Annotated in this window: 15 protein-coding genes and 5 pseudogenes; 4 read left to right on the plus strand and 16 right to left on the minus strand. The window is 63.5% G+C overall.

The window, feature by feature from the left end; all coding sequences use genetic code 11:
* Positions 1 to 46: 46 nt before the first annotated feature.
* From HK436_RS19140 to HK436_RS19155, 4 genes are all read right to left on the minus strand, one after another.
* Positions 47 to 994: a DMT family transporter gene (locus tag HK436_RS19140; protein WP_244649052.1), complete on the minus strand. Its 948-nt coding sequence runs from the start codon at positions 992 to 994 to the stop codon at positions 47 to 49.
* Positions 995 to 1,118: 124 nt separating this feature from the next.
* Entirely contained in the window at positions 1,119 to 1,577 is a 459-nt protein-coding gene (locus HK436_RS19145; RefSeq protein WP_173192298.1) for a carboxymuconolactone decarboxylase family protein, read from the minus strand.
* Complete coding sequence (locus HK436_RS19150; RefSeq protein ID WP_173192300.1) at positions 1,574 to 2,107, minus strand: RrF2 family transcriptional regulator; 534 nt, start codon at positions 2,105 to 2,107, stop codon at positions 1,574 to 1,576. The genes HK436_RS19145 and HK436_RS19150 overlap by 4 nt, the downstream gene beginning before the upstream one ends.
* A gap of 95 nt (positions 2,108 to 2,202) precedes the next feature.
* Positions 2,203 to 2,643: a MarR family winged helix-turn-helix transcriptional regulator gene (locus HK436_RS19155; RefSeq protein ID WP_173192302.1), complete on the minus strand. Its 441-nt coding sequence runs from the start codon at positions 2,641 to 2,643 to the stop codon at positions 2,203 to 2,205.
* A gap of 106 nt (positions 2,644 to 2,749) precedes the next feature.
* Between HK436_RS19155 and HK436_RS19160 the strand changes: the two genes are divergently transcribed.
* On the plus strand, positions 2,750 to 3,418 hold the full coding sequence (locus tag HK436_RS19160; RefSeq protein ID WP_173192304.1) for a glutathione S-transferase family protein: 669 nt from the start codon (positions 2,750 to 2,752) through the stop codon (positions 3,416 to 3,418).
* 32 nt (positions 3,419 to 3,450) lie between these two features.
* Here the strand turns inward: HK436_RS19160 and HK436_RS19165 are convergent, their stop codons facing one another.
* Entirely contained in the window at positions 3,451 to 4,761 is a 1,311-nt protein-coding gene (locus HK436_RS19165; RefSeq protein ID WP_173192305.1) for an aspartate aminotransferase family protein, read from the minus strand.
* Between the two features lie 95 nt (positions 4,762 to 4,856).
* Between HK436_RS19165 and HK436_RS19170 the strand changes: the two genes are divergently transcribed.
* On the plus strand, positions 4,857 to 5,759 hold the full coding sequence (locus tag HK436_RS19170) for a LysR family transcriptional regulator (protein ID WP_173192307.1): 903 nt from the start codon (positions 4,857 to 4,859) through the stop codon (positions 5,757 to 5,759).
* 12 nt (positions 5,760 to 5,771) lie between these two features.
* On the opposite strand, the pseudogene preA reads toward HK436_RS19170, so the two are convergent.
* The 6 genes and pseudogenes from preA to HK436_RS19200 form a co-directional block, all read right to left on the minus strand.
* Positions 5,772 to 7,084 (minus strand): annotated as a pseudogene (preA, locus tag HK436_RS19175) (NAD-dependent dihydropyrimidine dehydrogenase subunit PreA).
* 2 nt (positions 7,085 to 7,086) lie between these two features.
* The gene (locus HK436_RS19180) at positions 7,087 to 8,454 is read right to left on the minus strand and encodes an NAD(P)-dependent oxidoreductase (RefSeq protein ID WP_173192309.1); all 1,368 of its coding nucleotides are present in this window, start codon (positions 8,452 to 8,454) and stop codon (positions 7,087 to 7,089) included.
* Between the two features lie 134 nt (positions 8,455 to 8,588).
* The gene (locus HK436_RS19185) at positions 8,589 to 8,990 is read right to left on the minus strand and encodes a type II toxin-antitoxin system VapC family toxin (RefSeq protein ID WP_173192311.1); all 402 of its coding nucleotides are present in this window, start codon (positions 8,988 to 8,990) and stop codon (positions 8,589 to 8,591) included.
* The gene (locus tag HK436_RS19190; protein ID WP_173192313.1) at positions 8,987 to 9,241 is read right to left on the minus strand and encodes a type II toxin-antitoxin system VapB family antitoxin; all 255 of its coding nucleotides are present in this window, start codon (positions 9,239 to 9,241) and stop codon (positions 8,987 to 8,989) included. Before HK436_RS19190 ends, HK436_RS19185 begins: the two co-directional genes overlap by 4 nt.
* 78 nt (positions 9,242 to 9,319) lie before the next feature.
* Positions 9,320 to 11,766, minus strand: a pseudogene (locus tag HK436_RS19195) (GcvT family protein).
* Between the two features lie 154 nt (positions 11,767 to 11,920).
* Positions 11,921 to 13,462 (minus strand): trimethylamine methyltransferase family protein, encoded by a 1,542-nt coding sequence (locus HK436_RS19200; RefSeq protein ID WP_173192314.1) that lies wholly within the window; start codon positions 13,460 to 13,462, stop codon positions 11,921 to 11,923.
* A 245-nt stretch (positions 13,463 to 13,707) separates the two neighbouring features.
* Here HK436_RS19200 and HK436_RS19205 point away from each other — a divergent pair, with 245 nt between their 5' ends.
* Positions 13,708 to 14,484: a bestrophin-like domain gene (locus HK436_RS19205; RefSeq protein ID WP_173192316.1), complete on the plus strand. Its 777-nt coding sequence runs from the start codon at positions 13,708 to 13,710 to the stop codon at positions 14,482 to 14,484.
* 78 nt (positions 14,485 to 14,562) lie between these two features.
* Positions 14,563 to 15,156 carry a transglycosylase SLT domain-containing protein gene (locus HK436_RS19210; protein ID WP_173192318.1) on the plus strand — a complete coding sequence of 198 codons (594 nt, stop codon included), beginning with the start codon at positions 14,563 to 14,565 and terminating at the stop codon, positions 15,154 to 15,156.
* 343 nt (positions 15,157 to 15,499) lie between these two features.
* Here HK436_RS19210 and HK436_RS34115 read toward each other — a convergent pair whose 3' ends face one another.
* The 5 genes and pseudogenes from HK436_RS34115 to HK436_RS19230 all read right to left on the minus strand — a co-directional run bounded on the left by HK436_RS34115 (position 15,500) and on the right by HK436_RS19230 (position 22,380).
* Positions 15,500 to 16,000: a helix-hairpin-helix domain-containing protein gene (locus HK436_RS34115; protein WP_512770958.1), complete on the minus strand. Its 501-nt coding sequence runs from the start codon at positions 15,998 to 16,000 to the stop codon at positions 15,500 to 15,502.
* Positions 16,001 to 16,102: 102 nt separating this feature from the next.
* Positions 16,103 to 18,265 (minus strand): annotated as a pseudogene (locus tag HK436_RS19215) (dipeptide ABC transporter ATP-binding protein); the annotation flags it as partial.
* 10 nt (positions 18,266 to 18,275) lie between these two features.
* A pseudogene (locus tag HK436_RS19220) lies at positions 18,276 to 19,432 on the minus strand (ABC transporter permease).
* An 11-nt stretch (positions 19,433 to 19,443) separates the two neighbouring features.
* Positions 19,444 to 20,481 carry an ABC transporter permease gene (locus HK436_RS19225; protein WP_173192322.1) on the minus strand — a complete coding sequence of 346 codons (1,038 nt, stop codon included), beginning with the start codon at positions 20,479 to 20,481 and terminating at the stop codon, positions 19,444 to 19,446.
* Positions 20,482 to 20,690: 209 nt separating this feature from the next.
* A pseudogene (locus HK436_RS19230) lies at positions 20,691 to 22,380 on the minus strand (ABC transporter substrate-binding protein).
* Positions 22,381 to 22,643: the final 263 nt, after the last annotated feature.

The following is a 22,643-nucleotide window of genomic DNA, read 5'->3' on the forward strand; positions in this document are numbered from 1 at the left end:
TGCCGATTCCGGTTAACGGACGGTTTACGAGTCCGCCTCCCGTCCACTAGCTGTCACGCGATGCAGCCATGACGACGAGCCCCAGCACGGTCACCAGCGCCCCCAGTGCAACGCCGGGGCTGACCCAGCCATGGCCGAGCAAGCCCTCGAACAGGATGATGTAGCAGGGCGAAAGATAGGTATAGGCAAGAACCTTGGCGGCCGGCAGCCGCATCGCCGCATACTGGACGAGGAAGGTGGTGCCCGCCGTCGTGAAGATGGCGAGGTAGACGATCGCCACCCAGACGATCGCCGGCAGCGATTGCCAGTCGGTCTGCACGATCTCGCTGACCCCGTAGAGCGCGATACACAGGCCCGTGGCGACCAGCGTCCACAAGGTGAAAGCCGCGAGCGGCTCGCGACCGTCGTTGAGTTTGCGGACCAGCGGCGCATAGGCCGCGTGGCAGACGACGCCGATGAAGAAGATCATCTCGCCGCGGCCCAGGTCGAAAGCCAGAAGCGCATCGAGGTTGCCGCCGAAAATCACCCAGATCGAGCCGAGGCCGGCAAACACCAGGCTGGCGATGACGATGCCGCGCGGCACCTGCCCGAGAAAGAGATAGCCGAAGACCGCCGACATCAGCGGCATCAGCGTGAAGACCGCTCCCGTCGAAACCGGATCGGTCAACCGCAGCGCCATGAACATGGTGATGAAGAACACCGCCATCAGCGCGCCGAGCACCAGATAGCGCCACGGCGCCCGAGGTGCCGGGATACGGCCGCGCGTCAGCACAGCCACGGCTGCTGCCATCACCACCACGCCGAACGCGAACCGCATGGCGTTGATTGCGGCCGGCCCGATATGCGACGCGGCCATCCCGCCAAGCGAATAGGAGCCCGATACCAACGCGGTAAACAGCAGCATCGCGAGATGCCCGAGCAGTTTCTGCCTGCCGGTGGCATGCGTCGTCGCGCGCGGTTTCGCGTCGAGGGCTATATCTGCGGATTGGCTCAAATCGGTGTCCCGGACTGTATACAGGGGGACTAGCCGAGAGCGCTGACAGACGAAAGCAAAATCGAGAGGGCCAGAAGCAGGGGCAAGCGTCGGCCCGCCGTTGCTTCTGGCGCCTCAAGCACGCTCAGGCGGCCTTGGCCGTTTCCACCGCATGCACGGCGCGGAAGCCGGTGCAGAGGCGGTTCCACACATTGATCATGCCGATGGCCACGCTGAGCTTGACCATTTCCTCTTCGCTGAAATGCGCCCGGACTGCATCATAGCTTTCGTCCTCGACATGGTGACCGGCAAGCGCCGTCAGCGTCTCGGTCCATTCCAGCGCCGCACGCTCGCGATCCGAGTAAAGCGGCGATTCGCGCCATGCCGAGACCAGATAGACGCGCTGCTCGGTCTCACCGTCGCGCCGCGCCTCGCGCGTGTGCATGTCGACGCAATAGGAACAGCCGTTGATCTGCGAGGCCCGCAGCTTGATGAGATGCAGCAGCGAATGCTCCAGCCCGCAATTGTTGGCCGCTTCGTTGAGCGCCATCACCTGCTTCATGATGTCTGGCGCGACGTTGAAAAACTGCAGTCTGGGCTTCATGCCTTTTCTCCTTTGGCTTGGGTATTTTTGGAGCGCCCCTGCGGGCGTTTGTTCTGCTCGGCAAAGGCGCAGGCGGCCGCAACGGCGCGCGGGTCGGCCTCGGCGCTGAAATCGGCCGCGATGTCGGCAATCGATGTCTCGGCAAGCGCAGCGCGGTAGGCGCGCTCGGCCTTCAGCATTGCCGCGTTGATCTGGCAGGGTTTTGCATGGACCTCCGCGGGCAGTCTCACGGGTCCGCGTTGACGTATCTCCGTACAACGGAAAGCCGGTTGCCGCCCCTCGATGGCAAGCACGACGTCGAGCAGCGTGATCTTCTCCGCCGCCCGCGCAAGCCGGTAGCCGCCCTGCGGGCCCGAGACGGATTCGAGCAACCCGTCGGCAACGAGCGCCTTGAGGTGCTTCAGCAAATAGCTTGCCGAGATCTCGTAGGCATCCGCGAAGGCTGCGGCAGGCATCGTTTCGCCCGGCCCAAGCGAGGCCAGGATCGTGACGCTATGGATCGCCGCCTCGACTCCTTCAGAAAGTTTCATCGTCTGCCCTCAATTCTGGACTCTCCATATCCTGGATATTACATATCCACAATAGGATTGTGAGTGTTCTCCTGACAAGGCCTGTCAGCGACTGTTCAGTCGTTGTCGGCAATCCTTGCGAGAAGGCGCGCCAGCGAGACAGCCTCGTCGCGGCCCAGCCGGGCGCCGACAGCAGCCTCGATCGCCGGTGCGTACACGCCCCATATCCTTGCCCGCACAGCCAGCCCGTCGGCAGTGATGGCGAGCACATGCCCGCGACGGTCGTCGGCGCAAGGGCGCCGCTCGACCAGACCGGCCTTCACCAGCCGCTCGACCAGCCGCGATAGGTTGTACTGCTCGAACAGCAGCGCGTGCTCCAGTTCGAACGGGCGCAGACCGCCCTCGCCCACCTTTTCGAGTTCCCACAGCGCATCGTACCAGGCCAGCGGCGGCAGATCCGCCTCCTTGAGCCGCGTCTCGACCTTCTGCATGGCGACGCGATACGCCCGCGCGAGCGCAATCCACGCCGCGACCGTTGCCTTGTCGGGTCCATTCATAAGCATCACCGTAATGTGAATTAATGCAATTGCATGAACATTGACTTTCAGATCCCACTCGCCAATTTACATGCAAATGCATTAAATTCAACCGACGGAGTCGCCCATGTCTGCAAAACTCACCCTCGTTTCCTTCGACCTCTGCCCTTATGTTCAGCGCGCTGCGATTGTGCTTGCCGAAAAGGGCGTCTCGTTCGAACGCATCGACGTCGACCTCTCCAACAAGCCGGGCTGGTTCAAGGCGATCTCACCGCTCGGCAAGGTTCCGCTGCTGAAGGTGGGCGACGAGGTCCTGTTCGAGAGCGCCGCGCTCGTCGAATATCTCGATGAGACGAAGCAGCCGCGGCTCCATCCCGAAGATGCGTTGACCCGGGCGCGTCACCGCGCGTGGATGGAATTCGGCTCGGCAGCGCTCGGCGACATCTGGACCATGGAAACCACGACCGGCCAGTCCACCTTCGATGACGCGGGCGCCCGGCTTCGCCAGAAGATGGAGCGGCTGGAAACCGAAATCGGCACAGGCCCCTATTTCGCGGGCGAAGCGTTCTCGATCGTCGACGCGGTCTTCGCGCCTGCATTTCGCTATTTCGACGTGTTCGACACGATTGCCGATTTCGGCGTCTTCACCGGTCTCGGCAAGGTCGGTGCGTGGCGGCAGGCCCTCGCGCGGCGCCCTTCGGTGAAGAACGCCGTGGTGGCCGACTACAACGACCGTCTGCGCCGTTTCCTGGCCATGAAGAACGGCGTCATCGTCAACCGGTCGGCCGCCGCCTGACGGCGGCCCAACGCCGCCAAGCACCGCCGCGTTCAGGCTGAGGCGATCGAAGCCTCGATCGCCCCGGACATGATCTCGATGCCGCGGTCGATCTCTTCATCCGAGACCGTCAGCGGCGGTGCGATGCGGAACACGCCGCCCATGCCGGGCAGCTTGACGATGTTCATGCTGAGCCCACGCTGCATCGCCTCTTCCATGATCCTGGCGCCCAGTTCGAAACCAGGCGCCTTGGTCTGCCGGTCCTTCACGACCTCCAACCCGAGAAGCAGCCCTCGCCCGCGCACGTCGCCGACGCATTCGTACTTCTGCTGAAGCGACAGCAGGCCGGCGCGCAGCCTTTCGCCGCTCCGGGCGGCCCGGTCGACCAGCCCGTCACGCTCGACCACATCGAGCACCGTTACACCCACCGCTGCGGTAAGCGGGTCGGAGACGTGGGTGGTGTAGAACAGGAAGCCGCGTTCGAACGCCTTCTGCTCGATTTCCTCGGTGGTCATGACCGCGGCCAGCGGCAGGCCGGCGCCGAGGGTCTTCGAAAGCGTCAGGATGTCGGGCGTCACGCCGTCGCGCTGGAATGCGAACATGTCCCCCGTGCGACCGACGCCCGTCTGCGCCTCGTCGAGGATCAACAGCATGCCGCGCTCGTGGCACTTCTGCTTCAAGGCGGCGAGATAGCCCTGCGGCAGTTCGAGAATACCGCCGCTCGACAGGATCGGTTCGGCGATGAAGGCAGCGAGATTGCCCGTCGACTGCCGGTCGATCAGTTCGAAGGCGTCGTCCAGTTCGGTCTGCCAGTCATTCGAACCGTCGGCGTGGGAGAAGCGCGGGCGATAGGCATTTGGGGCCGGAATGACCAGCGAACCGGCTGTCGCGGGGCCATAGCCGCGCCTGCCCGCGCTGTAGGTTGCGGAGGCCGCAGCACCCGTCATGCCGTGCCAGCTCTGCGCAAAAGCAACGACCTCGTGCCCGCCTGTGACCAGCTTGGCCATGCGGATCGCAGCCTCGTTCGATTCCGCTCCGGTGGTAAGCAGTTGAACGCGGTCGAGCCCCGGCGCGAGCGCCGCCAGCCGCGCCGCGAGTTCGACCACCGGTCGGGACAGCATGCCGCTGAAGAGATGCGCGACAGACCTCATCTGCCGATCGACCGTCGCCACTATGTCGGGATGCGTATGGCCGAGCACGGCGCTCATCTGGCCCGAGGTGAAGTCGAGGATCGCGCGCCCGTCGGCATCGTAAACGAAGCTGCTCTCGGCGCGCTCGATGATGACGCTTTCGAAGCTTGGTCCGTAGCGGATCAAATGCTTGCGCGCGGCCGCCCAGAATGCGGGGTCGTCGTTCAGGGACACGAAATCTCTCCGAATGGCTCGCCCAATCGCTAGCGCTGCTTGAGCTTACGCGCAAATTGATATTACCGTACTCCGGTATCAATCGGACTGATGCCATGCATCTCCTCGACCTCACGCTTCTACGGAACTTCGCTGCGGTCGCGCGAACCGGTTCCATAAGCCTTGCCTCCAGCCAGATCGGCAGGACACAGTCCGCGCTGAGCATGCAAATGCAGCGCCTGGAAGAGCAGATCGGCCAGTCGCTTCTGCATCGCAGCGGGTCGGGCGTGCGCCTGACCGCCGCTGGCGAAAGGTTTCTGGCTCACGCCGAGTCCTTGCTTGCCAGGCACGACGAAATCCTCGCCGACATGGCTGGCGGCATGCTCAAGGGTCCCATCAGCCTTGGGTGCCCAGAAGACTACTCGATCGCCTTCATCCCGGAATTGCTCAAAGACTTCCTTGCGCTGCACCCCGAAGTCGAGCTGCGCATGGTCTGCGCGCCTACCACCGAGCTGCGTCCCCTGCTGCATCGTCGCCAGATCGACATGGCGCTCGTGTCTCTCTCCGACGCCGCAAACAGCGATGCCATACGCAAGGAACGATTTGTGTGGGTGGCGAACGAACCGAAGCCAGCCATACTCGATCTCGACCCTATTCCGCTGGCTTTGTCGGCGCCCACGACGCTCGACTATCGAGCTGCCTGCGACGCGATGGACGCGGTCAATCGCCGCTACAGGGTCGCATTCGCCAGCGACAGCTTGGCCGGGCTTATCGCAATCGCGCGTTCGGGGCATGCGATCAGCGTTCTGACGCAGACAGCCGTGCCAGCCGATCTCCATATCGTCTCTAGTGGCTTGCCGCCTTTGCCGAAGCTCGGGATCGCGCTCGAATTTGCCGAGCAACGTCCATCCTCCGCAGCCACGGCCTTGGGCGACCATATTCGAACGGTGCTACCGAGCCTATCGGCCGACGCAGCGGCATCGTATCCCGTCGCCGCCGTGGCGCTGCGGCGACGTTGAACGCGCCCTGCTCTATTCGGCGGCCTGGCGCGCCATCGGGTTGTTGGGATGCGTCGTCCAGTTGGCATAGACAGGCTCGACGACCTTGCCGGTGCGCTTGTCGAGACTGCCCGCCGCCAGCGGCTCCAGGGTAATGCAGCCTTCCACCGGGCAGACATTGACGCAGAGGTTGCACCCGACGCACTCCTCCTCGATCACCTCGAAATGGCGCGCGCCGTCGACCATGCTGGTTATCGCCTGGTGCGAGGTATCCTCGCAGGCGATGTGGCAGCGCCCGCACTTGATGCAGGCATCCTGGTCGATGCGCGCTTTCGCGACGTAATTGAGGTTGAGATACTGCCAGTCGGTGACGTTGGGCGTCGCGCGGCCGACGATGGCGTCGAGATCGGCATGCCCTTTCTCGTCCATCCAGTTCTTCAGCCCCTCGATCATCTCCTCCACGATCTTGAAGCCGTAGGTCATAGCCGCGGTGCACACCTGCACGTTGCCTGCCCCCAGCGCCATGAATTCGGCCGCGTCCCGCCACGTCGTGATGCCGCCGATGCCGGAGATCGGCAGACCGCGGGTCTCGCTGTCGCGCGCGATCTCGGCGACCATGTTCATGGCGATCGGCTTCACCGCCGGGCCGCAATAGCCGCCGTGGCTGCCCTTGCCGTCGATGGTTGGCTGCGGCGCGAAACTGTCGAGATCGACCCCGGTGATCGAGTTGATCGTGTTGATGAGCGACACGGCATCGGTACCGCCAGTAAGGGCGGCGCGTGCCGGCTTGCGGATGTCGGTGATGTTCGGCGTCAGCTTGGTGATGACCGGCATGCGGGTGTTCTGCTTGCACCAGCGCACGACCATCTCGATGTATTCCGGCACCTGGCCGACCGCCGAGCCCATGCCGCGCTCGCTCATGCCGTGCGGGCAGCCGAAGTTCAGCTCGATGCCGTCGGCACCCGTATCCTCCACCAACGGCAGGATCGCCTTCCAGGCTTCCTCGACGCATGGCACCATGATCGATACGATCAGCGCCCGGTCCGGCCAGTCGCGCTTGACCTGCTTGATCTCGCGCAGGTTGGTCTGCAGGTCGCGGTCGGTGATGAGCTCGATATTGTTGAGGCCCAGCAGACGCCGGTCCGCCCCCAGATCGCGCCGTAGCGCGGCCCGTTGACGTTGACGACGGGCGGGCCTTCCTCGCCCAGCGTCTTCCACACGACGCCGCCCCACCCCGCCTTGAAGGCGCGGACGACATTGTACTCCTTGTCAGTCGGCGGCGCCGAGGCGAGCCAGAACGGATTCGGCGACTTGATGCCGACGAAGTTCGAACGAATGTCTGCCATGCTCATGCCCTCCCGTTAGAGGTGAGTGCCCGGTGGATGCTTTCAGCCGCGTCGCGCCCGGCGGCGACCGCAGCGACGGTCAGGTCCTCGCGCGCGTCGACGACGCAGTCGCCGCCCGCCCAGACCTTGGCCATGGAGGTACGCCCTTCGGCATCGACCTTGATGCGCCCGCCTTCCATGGCGATCGAATTGCCGGAGCCGTTGAGTGGCGACGCGTCGAACGACTGGCCGATCGCCTTGAACACCTGGTCGGCGTCAATCAGCATCGTCTCGCCCGTGCCGACCAGCTTGCCATCGCGCAGGGTCGTGTATTCGAGCTCGATACCGGCAACACGACCGCCCGCGTCGATGACGCTTTTGGGCTGCAGCCAGTGGCGGATGGTGACGCCCTTGGAGGCAGCCAGATCCTGCTCGAACTCCGAAGCGTTCATGTGTTCCTTGCCGCGGCGATAGCAGATCGTCACCTCTTCGGCGCCGAGCAGCTTGGACTGGATCGCAGCGTCGATCGCCGTCATGCCGCCGCCGATGACGACGACACGCCGACCGACCGGAAGCTGTGCGAGATCGCCGGCCTGCCGCAACTCGGCGATGAAATCGACCGCATCCTGGACGCCCTCGGCATCCTCGCCCTCGGCCCGCAGGGCGTTCACACCGCTCAGGCCCATGCCGAGGAACACGGCGTCATGAGAGGACGCGAGTTCCGCAACGGAAATGTCGCGGCCAAGCGCCTTGTCGTGCTGAACATCGATGCCGCCGATGGCGGTGATGTAATCGACTTCGGCCTGCGCGAAGCCGTCGACGGACTTGTAGGCCGCGATGCCGTATTCGTTGAGGCCGCCGGCCTTCGGCTTGGCTTCGTAGACCGTCACCTCGTGCCCGTTGACCGCCAGCCGATGCGCGCAGGCGAGCCCTGCCGGCCCAGCGCCGACGACGGCGATCCTTTTGCCGGTCGGCGCGGCGCGCTCGTAGAACTGTTTGTGCTGCGCCATCGCGGTATCCGTCGCGTAGCGCTGCAGGCGACCGATCTGCACCGGCTTGCCCTCGGCCACCTCGCGGACGCAGACCTCCTCGCACAGCGTCTCTGTCGGGCAGACGCGAGCACACATGCCGCCGAGAATATTCTGGTCGAAGATGGTCTTGGCCGCGCCAACAGGATTGCCCGTCGAGATCTGCCGGATGAACATCGGAATATCGATCGACGTCGGACAGGCCTGCATGCATGGGGCATCGTAGCAGAAGTAGCAGCGATCCGCCTCGACCAGCGCCTCATGGCGGTCGAACGGGGGATGAAGATCGGAAAAATTGTCCGCATATTCCGGCGGCGCGAGCCGGCCGGCGGCGATGCCCTGCTTGAACTGGCCTTCAGCCATCGTCGATGTTCCCCATTATTGGTTTTGGGGAAATGCTAGCACGAATAATTTTTTTATCAATCGGTCAAATTTTTGACGACGGAGCTAAGTCGCGGTAATTACTTGATAATTATAGTCATGTTTTGCGTGCGGCCTCAGGTTGCCGACGCAATGTCCGTCCGAGCGAAATCATCGCCTTTATAGAGCAGCTGCAGTTCGTGCTTCGTCGCATACGCATATGAGAAGCAGTCACCAAAGTTGAGCCTCGCCGGATGGCCCGTACCCTTGCCGAAGCGCCGGTAGGCTTTCATGGCTTCACCATAAAGGTCGGCCTCAATGCCGACCATGCGGATGCCCAGCGCATTCAGCAGTTGGGGAACTGCCGCTTCCGCTACTTCGTAGTCGCCGAGAACCTTGCCGATCGATAATGCTGCCTCAAACCCATTGGTCACCGTCGTCACCGGCGCATCTGCCGCCCTGATCTGCTGTACCAGCCGCTCGGATCCGGCTTCTTCAAGCGCGATTGCGACGATCGCGGACGTCTCTACCAGGATCAATCGTCCTCACCCCACATCTCGTCCATGAAAGCCTTATCGTCCTCGGCGCGATAGGGTCGAGACCCGCGCGCTGCGCGAATCTGGACCAAGACGGATTCCAACTTGTCTTCGGTCGCGTTGTCACGCTGCCTGCGCGCCTCCTCTGCCTCCAGAACGGCAAGCTTAACAGCCTCGGTTAGCGTTACGCGACGCGCCCGGGCGAAGTGCCGCAGAAGCCGGTCGGCTTCTTTATCTTGAATGTGCAGAGCCATTTTCTGCCTCCATGTACAAAGTGATATGGTACTTTGTACATGGGTTTTCTACAACGATGGTACGGCTGCGGCCAACAGCTACCCCCGCATCCGCTCGAAATTGGCGTCAAACAGTGGCATCGCCTGAATTCTTGCAGGCAAGCGCCGGCCGAGAAGCTCGATCTCGAACCCTGTTTCCGCCTCTGCAATTTCGCGCGGCACATAGCCCATCGCCACCGATTTACGGGAATGATGGGCGTAACCCCCGACGTCACCCAGCCGCGCACGGCGCCTTCGAACCAGATCGCCTCGTCGCCGATGACGTCGGCGTCGACCGCATCCACGACGAAGCTGCGCAGCCGTAGCCGGCCGCCCTGCTCGCGCTCGGCGAGTGCCGCCGCCTTGCCGACGAAATCCGCCTCCTTGCCATAGGCGACGAAGCGGTCGAGGCCGGCTTCTAGAGGACCGTAGATCGGCCGGTATTCACGCGCCCAGGAACCGTAATTCTTTTCGAGCCGCAGCGCGTTGAGGCGCGCGCGAGCCGAACAGGCCGATACTGAATTCTTCACCCGCCGACATCAGCCGCTCGAAGACATGACGCTGATATTCCGGCGCCATCCAGATCTCGTAGCCGAGATCGCCGGTATAGCTCACGCGCCCGACCAGACAGGGCGCCATGCCGATGTCCATCCTGCGGATCGCCATGAACGGGAACGCGGCATTCGAAACGTCGGCGCGGGTAACTGTCTCGAGCAGTTTTCGCGCTGTCGGGCCGGCGATGGCTAGCCCGACCAACGACAGGCCCCGCGCATCGACATTCACGCTTCCTTCGCCCGGCAGGTGCTTCTCGAACCAGCGCATGTGGTTCTGCTCGGCAATGCCGGAGCCGAAGATCATCCAGTCCTGCGATGACGACCGGTCCGCATCGTCAGTAAGATCGCCACCGTAAAATCGCCGATCAGCTTGCCGTCTTCCTTCAGCATCGGCGCGAGCGCCATGCGTCCCGGTGCGGGCAGCTTGCAGGCGAGCATGCGGTCAAGCCAGTCGCGGGCGCCCTTCCCCGTCACCCGGTATTTGGCAAAGCTGGAGATTTCCATGAGGCCGACGCGCTCGCGCACAGTCTGCGCCTCATTTGCCACATGCTCGAAATCGGTCGAACGCCGCCAGGAAAATTTGTCCCTCGCGCCCCGCGGCGCATACCACAACGGCACCTCGAGCCCATAGGCGACACCCCATTGCGCACCCTTGGCCGAAAGAAGGTCATAGATCGGCGTGGTCTTCAGCGGTCGTCCGGCCGGCAATTCCTCGTTGGGGAAGCCGATCGAGAAGCGCCGCGAATAGTTCTCGCGCACCTTGGCGTTCGTATAGGCCATCGACGCCCAGTCGCCGTAGCGCGCCACGTCCATCGCCCAGATGTCGGCGCCCGGATCGCCGTCGATCATCCAGTTGGCGAGCGCCAGCCCGACGCCGCCGCCCTGGCTGAAGCCGGCCATCACCCCGCAGGCCACCCAGAAGCCGGGAAGCCCGCGCACCGGCCCCACGAGCGGGTTGCCGTCGGGCGCAAACGTGAAGGGCCCGTTGATGATCTGCTTGATGCCGGTCTTCTGGAAGGCCGGGAAATGGCGAAAACCCACCTCAAGCGACGGCGCGATGCGGTCGATGTCGGGCTCCAGAAGCTCGTGGCCGAAATTCCACGGCGTCTGGTATTCCGACCATGGCTTGGCGGCCTTTTCGTAGGTGCCCATAAGCATGCCGCCGCGCTCCTGGCGCAGATAAAGCTCACCGTCGAAGTCGATGGCATGGATGATCTCGCTGCCGGTCTTCGCGTTCCACTCCGCCACTTCCGGCATGTCCTCGGTGATGAGGTACATGTGCTCCATGGCCAGCACCGGCAGTTCCAGCCCCACCATGCGCCCAACCTCGCGCGCCCAGAGCCCGCCGGCATTGACGACATGCTCGGCCACCACCTCGCCCTTGCCGGTGATGACACGCCACATGCCATCTTCGCGCCGCACGATATCCTCGACCTTGGTGAAGCGATGCACCTCCGCGCCCAGCTTTCGGGCGGCCTTGGCATAGGCGTGGGTGACGCCGGAGGGGTCGAGGTGACCGTCCTCCGAATTGCGCACCGCGCCGACGAACTGCTTCGGATCGAGCAGCGGCATCAGCTCTGCCGCCTCCTGCGCCGAGATTTCCTCCAGGTCGAGCCCGAGATAGCGCCCCTTGGCCACGACGCCCCGCAGCCAGTCCATGCGTGCTTCGGTGGCCGCCAGCAGCACGCCGCCGGTGATGTGCACGCCGGTTGCCTGGCCGGAAAGCTCCTCGATCTCCTTGTAGAGTTCGATCGTGTATTTCTGCAGCTTGGCGACGTTCGGGTCGCCGTTGACCGTGTGCATGCCGCCCGCCGCGTGCCATGTCGAGCCGGAGGTCAATTCGTCGCGCTCCAGCAGCATGACATCGGTCCAGCCATGCCGGGCAAGATGATAGAGCACGGAAGCGCCCACGACGCCTCCCCCGATTACCACGACACGTGCGTGCGATTTCATGATTGCTGTTCTCGTTCAGTGAGTTGAAGGCTTGGCCTGAATCTTGTTGTCAGGCGCTTGGAAGCGGGAGTTTGGGCGTTCCGGCATGGATCCTCGGGCTTGACCCGAGGATCCATGCCTGACCATCTCCACCTCGCCAGCAGCACGAAATAGGTCACGGCTCCCCCGCCCCGATCTCTTCCTTGCGTTTGGCGACGTAGGCGTCGAGCGCTTCTCGTACGCTCTCGTCCATCGGCGGCTGTTGGTATTCGGCCAGCGCCTTCTTCCAGACCTGCGTCGCGCGCGCGGTTGCATCGGCGGCGCCGCTCTCCTGCCAGCTCTCGTAGTTCTGCCAGTTGGAGACCATCGGCTGGTAGAACGCGCTCGAATAGCGCTCCAGCGTGTGCGCATCGCCGAAGAAGTGCCCGCCCGTCGGCACGCGCGCCAGCGCGTCCAGCGCCAGCTCGGCCTCGTTCACCTCGATCGGGCGCAGCAGTTCCATCATGTGCTGGATCATCTCGACGTCGAGCACCACCTTCTCGAAGCTCGCCGTGAGACCGCCCTCCTGCCAGCCGGCGGCGTGGTAAAGCAGGTTGCCGTGGCCGAGCACGGCGCCCCACAGCGCCATCATCGTCTCGTAGGCGCCCTGCGCATCCGCCGCGTTGGAGGCGGAGCCCGGCGTGGTGCGGTATGGCAGGTTGTAGCGGCGCGCAAGCTGGCCGGAGGCGATGTTGGCCTTCGCGTTCTCCGGCGTGCCGAAGGCCGGAGCGCCAGAGCGCATGTCGACATTGGAGGTGAACGCCCCATACATTACCGGTGCGCCGGGCCGCACCAGCTGGGTCAGGACAATGCCGGCGAGCGCTTCGGCATTCTGCTGCGCCAGCGCGCCGGCCAGCGTCACCGGGCTCATCGCCCCCATCAACGTGAAGGGCGTGACAGCGACCGACTGCCCATGTTCCGCCATCACCATCAGGCCCTCGGCCATCTGGTCGTCGAAACGACGCGGGCTGTTGACCGAGATGATGGTGGAAAGTGCGGGATCGCCGCGCATCTGGTCCAGCGTCAGCCCGCGCGCGATCGCCATCATCTCGATACCGTCCAGCGCCCTGCCCTGGCCGATGGCGGAGACGTGAAAGCTCTTGTCGGTCAGCGTCAGGTTGGCGAGATAGGTGTCGAGGTGCCGGGTGTTGGCCGCGAGCTCGATCGGCGCGCAGACCTGGTTGCCGAGCATGGTGATGCAGTTGAAATGCTGCGCCAGCCGGATGAGGTCGCAATAATCGCGATGGTTTCCCGCGCGTCGCCCGCGCTCCATGTCGTGCACGTTGGGCGGCCCGGCAACCAGCGTGAAGCAGATGGCATCGCCGCCCAGTGGAACCGCGCGCACCGGGTTGCGCGGCGTCAGCGTGTAGGACGGCTGCGTTGTCCCAAGTGCCTCCGCAACAAGCCCGCGATCGATGTAGACCGTCTTTGCAGCGCGATCGACCTTGGCGCCAGATCGGGCGAACACGTCGAGCGCGGCGGCGCTCATCATCTCGATGCCGAGATTTTCCAGGATGTGCATCGATGCGTCGTGGATCGCCTCCACCTGGTCGTCAGAAAGGACCCGCATCGGCGGATAGGGATTGCGCACATGCGACGCCGCAAGCTGCGGGATCGGTGCAGGCTCGCGGGCGTTGGCGCGCCCGCCGGAGCGGCGGCGGCGTGGTTCGGCGTTCATCCTCAAAGGCTTATCGTGCTGAAACGCTTCTTCTGTCGAAAAAGCGTCCTATCCGGGCGTAATTTTAAGATGAGCGGCAAATATTCGCGTCTGATGGAAAGAATAGCGACATTCCGCGTCGCTTAAATAACATAGCATGAATTTCGAGAGTTTTGGCGCTTCTGGACGCCACGAGACAAATCGGTCAGGAAGTGGGGACGGTGCAGGCTGCACCGGCAAGAGAAATTGCCGCCCGAGGTGTCCCAGTGTCCACGCTCCTGACCACGCTGTTCTCCCAATCGGCGCCGCTGATCCTTTTGGCGCTCGCGGTCTTCGGCATCGTCATCTTTGCGGTTTCGATGCTGTTGCTTACTGCCTTCAGGTCATCCACCCGGCACCTCGATCAGGCGGTTCCCGTCACCACCTTCATGAGCACGATCGCGACGGCATGGGCGTTGGCGCTGGGCTTTGCCGCCGCCGACGTTTGGTCCATCCGCGCGCAGGCCGAGCAGGCCGCCAGCGAGGAGCGTTCCACGATAGCCCGCCTCGCAGGCATAGCCGGACCCGATGCGCTCGACGTGCCGGCCATGATCGAAGGCCTCATCGCCTATAAGGCTGCGGTGCGCGATGTCGAATGGGGTGCCAACGCCAACCGCGACCCGGCGCTGGAAGTCGACCGGGCACTCCAGCAGATTCGCATCGGCATGATCGACTTCGCGCAGGCCGGTGCCTCGGCCCCGCTGGTTGCGAAGATGGCGCAGGACTTCGACGAGTTGCAGGATGCGCGCAACAAGCGGCTTGCATTGGGCGGCAACTCGATCAGCCAGTACAAATGGTATCTGGTGCTGTTCCTGACATTCCTGTCGATGGTTGCGATCGCCGCCGTGCATGCGGAGCGCCCTCCGGCGGCACGCAACGCGCTGGCGGTGTTCGCCGTCGCGGCTGTCGTCAGCCTCTGGATCCTCGCTCTGCATGCCATTCCCTATGCGGGCGCGGCGCGCATCGGCTTCGAGGAAATCCAGTTCCCGATCTCACACTCCTGAACCGCGCCTTCGCCTCCCGCCTGGATCGTTAAAATTCAAGGCAAGCTTTCATTTACGGGCATCCGCTAGTGTGACGGAATGTCTGTATCGCGTTCCTTGCGTTTCCTGCCGCTCTTGTTGCTGCTGGCCTTATCGGCCTGCGCCAGCAAGCCCGATCGTATCAACAATGTCTGCTCGGTGTTCGACCAGAATTCCGGCTTCGTCGGCAACTGGCATCGTTCGGCAAGCAGCGCGTCGCGTCAATACGGCATTCCCGTTCACATCCTGATGGCGACGATCCGCATGGAGTCCGGCTTCGAAGGCCGCGCGCGCCCGCCACGCAAGAAAATCCTCGGCTTTATTCCCGGCAAGCGCGCCTCGACAGCCTACGGCTATTCGCAGGCGCTTGACGGCACATGGACTGAATATCAGCGTGCGACCGGCCGCCATATGGCCCGCCGCAACAACTTCTCCGACGCCGTCGATTTCGTCGGGTGGTACCATAACAAGTCGGCGACCACGCTCGGCATCGCGCCGCACGACGCCTACAATCTCTATCTAGCCTATTATTCCGGCCATGCCGGCTATCGGCGCGGAAGCTGGCGCAGCAATACCTCGATCCAGAACTACGCACGCCGCACCGCGACGATGGCTCAGAACTACGCATCGCAGATGCAGTCCTGCGGGCGCTAGACGCCGCCAGCGCAACTGCTCGACAGGTCAAGACGCTCTCACTGCGTCCTTCGAGGCTCGCAGAGCCTGTTCTCGGGCTTGCCGAAGGCAAGACCCGGGGGCTCGCACCTCAGGATGAGGGAGGTGATTTGATCGCCCCCAACAGCACAGCGGATTCAACTACAGGGGGAAAAGGCCGACGCACGTCGGTAGAACAACCTTCGAGCCCGCGAGTTTGCCGGAGCGATGCAAGACCTCCCTCATCCTGAGGTGCGAGCCCCCGGGTCGTGCCTTCGGCAAGCCCGAGGACAGGCTCTGCGAGCCTCGAAGGACGCACCACAAACTGCACAGCAGAAGCGAACGCCTACCGCGGCTTCTTGCCGAAGACGCGGATGTATTCGGCCTCGCCGCCCTTGGCGAGCGCCTTGGCCTGCTTCACCCAGTTGTCGCGCTCGATGCGCCCCTTGAATTTGAGATAGTTGTCGACCCAGTCGCGCTCGGCCTTCTTCCACGCCGCCACCTGCGCGTAGGTGTAGATGCCGAGCCCGTTGAGAACGCCCTCCAGCTTTGGCCCGACACCGGAGATCAGCTTGAGATCGTCGGGGTTGCGCGGTTTCTTCACCGCTGGCGGACGCCCCTTCTCGGCGCCACCTGCCGTCTCAGAAACGCCCATCTGTGCCCTGGCTTCCTCGGGCGAGGAGGCGGTGCGCGCACGGCGCGGTGGCGTCTTCGCCGCCTTGCCGGCCGCCTTTTCCTTCGCGGTAGCGGCGCTTGCGGGTTTCACCGCAGCGCTCGCAGCCTGGCGTCCCTCGCCCGCTTCCGTCAGCGACTTCTCCGGTGCGGAATCGCCGGGCTGGCCCGTCATCGCTTTAGATGCGCGCGCCCTGGGCTGAGCCTTGGCATCCAGGAGGCGCGCCGGCGTTGCCGCCGCAGCGGCGCCGGGCCGCTCGGCGCGGCTGCCGGCCTTCGTCGGCTTGCGCGGCGCCTTGGCCTTCGGCGTCTCGGCCGCCGGATCGGACTCTTGCGCGCCTTCGAAGCTGATGACCGGCTCCATCGAGGCAAGTTGATCGTCGTCCAGCCAGCAAAGGCTCTTGTGCCCGTTGCCGAGGTCCTTCATCGGCGGCACCTGCGTCTCGCACTTGTTGCCCGGCACGAACTGCTTCCACCGGCAGCGCGTCTGGAAAGGACAGCCGGGCGGCGGGTTCATGGCCGATGGGATGTCGCCTTCCAGCACGATGTGCTTCTTCACCACGCTCGTATCCGCGATCGGGATCGCCGACAGCAGCGCCTCCGTGTAGGGGTGGTAGGGCGGCGAGAATATCTGGTCCGTCGTTCCCGTTTCGACGATGTGGCCCAGATACATCACGACGACGCGGTCGGCGATGTAGCGCACGACTGACAGGTCGTGGCTGATGAACAGCATCGTCGTCTTGTTCTTACGCTGGATGTCCATCAGCAGCTCGGTCACCGCCGCCTGCACCGAGACATCGAGCGCCGAGACCGGCTCGTCGGCCACGACAACCTTGGCGTTGCCGGCAAAGGCGCGGGCGACGCCGATGCGCTGCTTCTGCCCGCCGGAGAGCTGGCGCGGCATGCGCTCGGCAAACGCGCGCGGCAGCTTCACCAGGTCCAGCAACTCGAACATTCGCTTGCGGCGATCCTCGACCGTGTCACCGATCTTGAATTTTTCCAGCGTGCGGATGATCTGCGACCCCACCGAATGGCTCGGATTCAGCGTGTCGAACGGGTTCTGGAACACCATCTGGATGCCCGACACCGTCTCGGTGTCGCGCTTTTCGATCGGCGTATCTTCGATCTCGGTATTGGCCAGCGTGACGGTGCCCGACGTCGCCGTCTCCAGCCCGAGAAGCACCTTGGCGAGCGTGGACTTGCCGCAGCCCGATTCACCCACGATGGCCACGGTTTCGCTCTCGCGCGCCTCGAAGCTGATCTGCTCGTTGGCCTTGACGGTGCGTGTCTCAGCCCCGCCGAAGATGGCGTTGGCCGCCACCTCGTAATATTTCTTCAGATTTTCGATCTTGAGCACCGGTGCGCCCGGCTTGACGGCTTCCTTCTCCGTCGTTGCACCTTCTGGCAGCGCATTCCAGTCGATCTCGTTGAAGCGCACGCAGCGGCTGAAATGCCGGTCGTGCCCCTCGACCTCGATCATCGGGATTTCAGCCGCATCGCACAGGCCAGGCTTGAAGTGGTGGCAGCGCGGCCCGAAATTGCAGCCCTTCGGGCGCTCGTGCGGCAGCGGAAGCTGGCCCGGAATGGCGATCAGCGGCCGAGAGTTCTTGTCTGCGCCGGGCAGCGGTATCGAGCGGAACAGACCCTGCGTGTAGGGGTGGCGCATGTGGTCGAACACATCCTTGATCGACCCCGTCTCCACCGCCTCGCCCGAATACATCACCGTGATCCGGTCGCACGTCTCCAGGATAAGCCCGAGATTGTGCGACACGAAGATCATCGAGGTGCCGAACTGTTCGCCGAGCCCCTTGACCAGCTCGACGATGCCGGCCTCCACCGTCACGTCAAGCGCGGTCGTCGGTTCGTCGAGAAGCAACAGGGCCGGATTGGACAAGAGCGCCATCGCGATAACGATGCGCTGCTGCTGGCCGCCCGAAAGCTGGTGAGGAAAGGAGCGCATTATCCGCTCGGGGTCCGGCAGCCGCACGGAGCGAACCATCTCCAGCGCGCGCTTGTAGGCCTCGTCGCTCGAAACCTTGTCGTGGATCAGCGGCACTTCCATCAACTGCCGGCCGATCTTCATCGCCGGATTCAGGCTCGCCATCGGCTCCTGGTAGATCATGGCGATCTCGTTGCCGCGAATGGCCCGCAGTTCAGCATCGGACAGGTCGCCCATGTCCTTGCCCTTGAACTTGATGCGCCCGCCGACAATCTTGCCGACATTCGACAGGTCGCGCATCACGCCCAGCGACACGGTCGATTTTCCGCAGCCGCTCTCGCCGACGATCCCCATCGCCTCACCCGGCATCACCGTGCAGGAGAAGTCCATCACGGCAGGAATCTCGCCCTTGCGCGTGAAGAAGGAGATAGACAGGTTTTCGATCTCGAGGATCGGATCGGCGTTCTGGGCCGCCTCGCTTGGCTTTACGGCTTCGTTCATGGTTCCGTCCTCAATCCTTCAGCGACTGTTCGCGCAGCGCATCGGCCAGAAGGTTCAGGCCAAGCACGAACGACATCAGCGCGATTGTCGGCGGCAGTGCGGGGTGGATATGCGAACGCAGGAGCCGGCTCGCCTCCTTGATCGCCGTACCCCAGTCGGGGCTTTCCGGCGCAAGGCCGAGGCCGAAATAGCCCAGCGTGCCAAGCAGGATCGTCGTGTAGCCGATGCGAAGGCAGGCATCGACGATCAGCGGCCCGCGCGCATTGGGCAACACTTCCCACAGCATGATGTACCAGGGGCTTTCGCCGCGGGTCTGGGCTGCGGCCACGTAGTCGCGCGTCTTGATGTCCATCACCAGGCCGCGAACGATGCGGAAGACACCCGGCGATGAGGCGAAGACCACGGCTACGAAGATGTTCAGCTCGTTCGGCCGGATGGCGATGATGCCCAGCGGGTCGGCGTTGAAGACAAGGCCGAGATAGATCCACCCGCCGATCAGCAGCGTCAGCCCGATCTGTATCGCCAGCGCCTGCGGTCGATGCTTGTAGCGTGTGTAAAACAGCGTGCAGAAGAAGATGATCGGAAACAGGAAGAACACGCCCGCCATCGTGTAGGGGATCGGCGTGTCCATGATGCCGGGCGTCACTAGCAGGTAGAACAGCAGGATCACCGGGAAAGCCAGCACGAGGTTGGCCAGGAACGACAGGATCGTGTCCACCCGCCCCCATAATAGCCGGCCGGCAGGCCAAGCGTGATGCCGACCATCAGCGCGAACATCGTCGCCGCCGGCGCGATCACCAGCACGATCTGGCTGCCATAGACCATGCGCGAAAAGATGTCGCGCGCCAGCCTGTCGCCACCGAAGAGGAAGGCCTGCCCGCTTTCGGGCTCAATCGCGCCCGGCAGCGCATCCTTCATCACCAGCACCTGGGCCAGCGGATTGAACGGAGCGACCGTCGAGGCGAACATCGCCGTGAACAGCCAGAACAGGCAGATCGTTACACCGGCGATGCCGACATAGGTATCGAAGAGCTGGCCATAGAGCCCGAGCCGCGCGCGGAAGGCGAAACTCGTGCCGAGCACGACGGCCAGCGCCAGCCAGACCGGCCAGAACCGCACCAGGACACCAAGCAGCACCTGGAACGCGCTGAGATATTCATGTTGCATGCGCGGTCCCCTTACTGCACGCGAATGCGCGGGTTGAGATAGGCGTAACCCACGTCGGAGATGAGCTGGGTGAAGAGCACCACGAACACCGACACCAGCGAGCAGCCGAGCAGCAGGTCGATGTCGTTGTTGCCCGCGGCCTCCACGAGCGTGAAGCCAAAGCCCTGGTAGCGGAACATCACCTCAACGATGACGACGCCGGTCAGCAGCCACGGAAACTGCAGCATGATGACCGTGAACGGCGCAATCAGCGCGTTGCGCAGCGCATGCTTGACGACGACGGCATTGAAGGAAAGCCCCTTGAGCCGCGCCGTGCGGATATATTGCTGCGTCATCACCTCGACCATCGAGGCGCGCGTCATGCGGGCGATGTAGCCGATGCCGTAGATCGCCATCGTCATTACCGGCAGGGTGAAGTTGTAGAAGCTGATGCCCTGGCTGGTCGCCGATGCCGCCGAGCCGTTGAGCCAGCCGAGCCACGACGCGAAGACGACGGTGAAGATGACGCCCGATATGTATTCAGGCGTCGCCGTCGTCGTGATCGATGCAACCGAAAGCGAGCGGTCCGTTCGCGATCCCTCCCGCATGCCGGCGAAGATGCCGATCAGCAGCGCGACGGGCACCATGACCACCATCACCCAGAACATCAGGATGCCGGTGGCGCCCAGCGCCGGCCAGAGCTTGGCCGAAACCGTTGTCTTGAATTTGGTCGAACAGCCGAAATCGCCCTGCAGGATGCCGCCATAATAGGGCTCGGCCGGTTCGTTGCAGTAGGAGAAGCGCGGCGTCACTGCGCCCGTCTCGGCGTCTATGTTGGGCTGCTTCTGCACCACGCCGAGCCAGCGCCCGTAGCGCAAAAAGAAATTGTCCCGGTAACCGTTCCGCACGAGCCAGCTTTCGATGTGCTCGTCAGAGGAGCGCATGTCGAGCTGGCTGATCGACAGCTTGCGCAGGTTCGGCTCCAGATTGACCATGAAGAACACGACCAGCGTGAGGCACAGCATGGTCAGCAGCATCGTTCCGAGACGACGAGTGATAAAGGTCAGCATCGTACCCCCTGCCTGTCGGGTTGGGGAATGCGCCGCACTATACGCCTATGGAGAACCGCAAGGAAATGGCCGTGCCATCGGCAGGACGACCGTCCTGCTTCCGTCCCGGCCCTGGCTTGCGTCGTGTTCCCCTTCAACGCTTTTCTAGCTCAGGCGCCCCGTTGAGGCGGAAAGGGGGCTTGCGCCCCCTTTCCTGTTTTTTCTGCCGATCAGGCTTCGTCCAGCCAGACCTTGCCGAAATCATGCTCGAAGGTCTGGTGCATCCCGTGGTTCTTCACGGCCGCCACCGAGTGGTTATAGAGCTTGCGCCAGTAAGGCTGGATGATGATGCCGGAGTCCTGGAGGATCTTCTCGATCTCCTCCATCACGCCACGACGTTCATCGGCATCCGCGATCGAGAGCGCCTGGTTGATCTTGGCGTCGAGGTCCGGATTGGAGTAGCCGGCCTCGTTCCATGCCTCGCCGGTGCGGTAGGCGATGGCGACCACCTGGATGCCCAGAGGGCGCATGTTCCAGTTGGTCATCGAGTACGGATACTTCGTCCAGTCGTTCCAGAAGGTCGAGCCCGGAAGCACCGTGCGCTTGACCTTGAAGCCGGCTTCACGAAGCTGGGCGGCGATCGCGTCGCCCGTGTTCTTGTGCCAGTCCTCATCGACCGTGATGAGCTCGTGCTCATAGTCCATCTGGCCGGCTTCTTCCATCAGCGCCTTTGCAGCCTCGATGTCCCGTTCGAACGGCGGGAGTTCGGCATATTCCGGATGGATCGGGCAGACGTGGTGGTTTTCGGCCACCGCCGGCATTGCCGTAGCCCAGCGCGAGGATGGTCGCGTTGTCGACGGCCTTCGTCAGCGCCTGTCGCACCTTCTGGTCGTCATAGGGCGCGTTGTTGACGTTGGTGCGCGCAACGATCGTGGACGCGGTAACGACCTCCGACGTCTCGAGGCCGATGCCCTCGAGGATCGACACGAAATCGGCCGTGGTCTCATGGTTGGTATGCACCTCGAGCGCCTCGAAGGCCGAAACCATCGCCGCCGGATCGGTGCCGTAGTCGATGAACTCGACGCCGTCGAGATAGACCTCGCCGTTCCACCACTTGCCGTTCTCGCGCCGCTTGTAGACCACGGACTGGCCTACATCGTAGGACACGAGTTCGAACGGCCCGGTGCCGATCGGGTTCTGCACGAAATTCGCGCCCGTCTCGTCGAAGGAGCGGTGCACGATGAGGCCCGGATAGTCGGTCAGGTTCGGGATAAGCGCGATGTCCGGCTCGGTCAGCTTGAGGCGGACCGTCATGTCGTCGACCTTCTCGACAGAACCTTCACGCAGCTTGCCCGTCTCCGCGTCGGCCAGCGAGCCAAGGCGGCCCGGCATGGAATTACCTTCCGCGCTGCGATCCGCCCAACGCGTGATGTTGAAGATCACGTCATCGGCGTTGAAGGTGTCGCCGTTCGTCCAGGTAACGCCCGGGCGGCAATGGAAGACGTACTCGGTGGCGTCGTCGTTGATTTCCCAGCTCTCGAGCAGATAGGGTTCGAAAGTGAACTCGCGCGTGTATTTCACCAGCGGCTCAAGCGTCTGGCGCTCGGCGTTGGCGATCTCCGACCAGTCTGCCGTGCGGGGATCCTTGGGATCCTTGACCGCCATCGCGACCTTGAGGACACCGCCCTTCTTGGGCTCTTCCTGCGCCATCGCCGGGGTCGGCGCGGCCAGTCCGATCATTCCATAAGCCATTGCGGTGGTAGCACCGAAGGCGCTGGCCATGGCCAGAAATTCGCGGCGGTCGAGCTTGCCGGCCTTCGTCTCCTCCGCCAGCTTTTTTATATGGTCGGGGACACGGTTGCCGTTGCTCTTGTAAAACTTCATCGACGTTCTCCCATTTGAAGCTGCTTGCGTTAGCATTCCGCAGATGGACGGCGATGTCAAAAACCCCCGTCCGCAGGCACCGCAACGGAATGTGCAACGTTGCAGGGGGCACAGATGGCGTAATTGCGACAAAGTTGACGCAATTTTAGCAATGGGAAAAGAATCTCGGCGGCGCGGAGATCGATTCCGCCCGAGCGTCTCATGACATTACCTGCCGTTTTGGAGTGCCGATAGCGCCACCGCTCACGGGCTTCGATGCCAGCGGGCGCTGCCGGCCGCATTGTTGACAAGCCGTCACG

Source organism: Neoaquamicrobium sediminum, assembly GCF_013240295.1.
GTDB lineage: Bacteria > Pseudomonadota > Alphaproteobacteria > Rhizobiales > Rhizobiaceae > Aerobium > Aerobium sediminum.

Coding starts and splice junctions, on each gene's coding strand:
- HK436_RS19145 (WP_173192298.1), bottom strand. CDS start 1,577: ATGAAGCCCAGACTGCAGTTTTTCAACGTCGCGCCAGACATCATGAAG.
- HK436_RS19150 (WP_173192300.1), bottom strand. CDS start 2,107: ATGAAACTTTCTGAAGGAGTCGAGGCGGCGATCCATAGCGTCACGATC.
- HK436_RS19155 (WP_173192302.1), bottom strand. CDS start 2,643: ATGAATGGACCCGACAAGGCAACGGTCGCGGCGTGGATTGCGCTCGCG.
- HK436_RS19160 (WP_173192304.1), top strand. CDS start 2,750: ATGTCTGCAAAACTCACCCTCGTTTCCTTCGACCTCTGCCCTTATGTT.
- HK436_RS19170 (WP_173192307.1), top strand. CDS start 4,857: ATGCATCTCCTCGACCTCACGCTTCTACGGAACTTCGCTGCGGTCGCG.
- HK436_RS19180 (WP_173192309.1), bottom strand. CDS start 8,454: ATGGCTGAAGGCCAGTTCAAGCAGGGCATCGCCGCCGGCCGGCTCGCG.
- HK436_RS19190 (WP_173192313.1), bottom strand. CDS start 9,241: ATGGCTCTGCACATTCAAGATAAAGAAGCCGACCGGCTTCTGCGGCAC.
- HK436_RS19200 (WP_173192314.1), bottom strand. CDS start 13,462: ATGAACGCCGAACCACGCCGCCGCCGCTCCGGCGGGCGCGCCAACGCC.
- HK436_RS19210 (WP_173192318.1), top strand. CDS start 14,563: ATGTCTGTATCGCGTTCCTTGCGTTTCCTGCCGCTCTTGTTGCTGCTG.
- HK436_RS34115 (WP_512770958.1), bottom strand. CDS start 16,000: ATGACGGGCCAGCCCGGCGATTCCGCACCGGAGAAGTCGCTGACGGAA.
- HK436_RS19225 (WP_173192322.1), bottom strand. CDS start 20,481: ATGCTGACCTTTATCACTCGTCGTCTCGGAACGATGCTGCTGACCATG.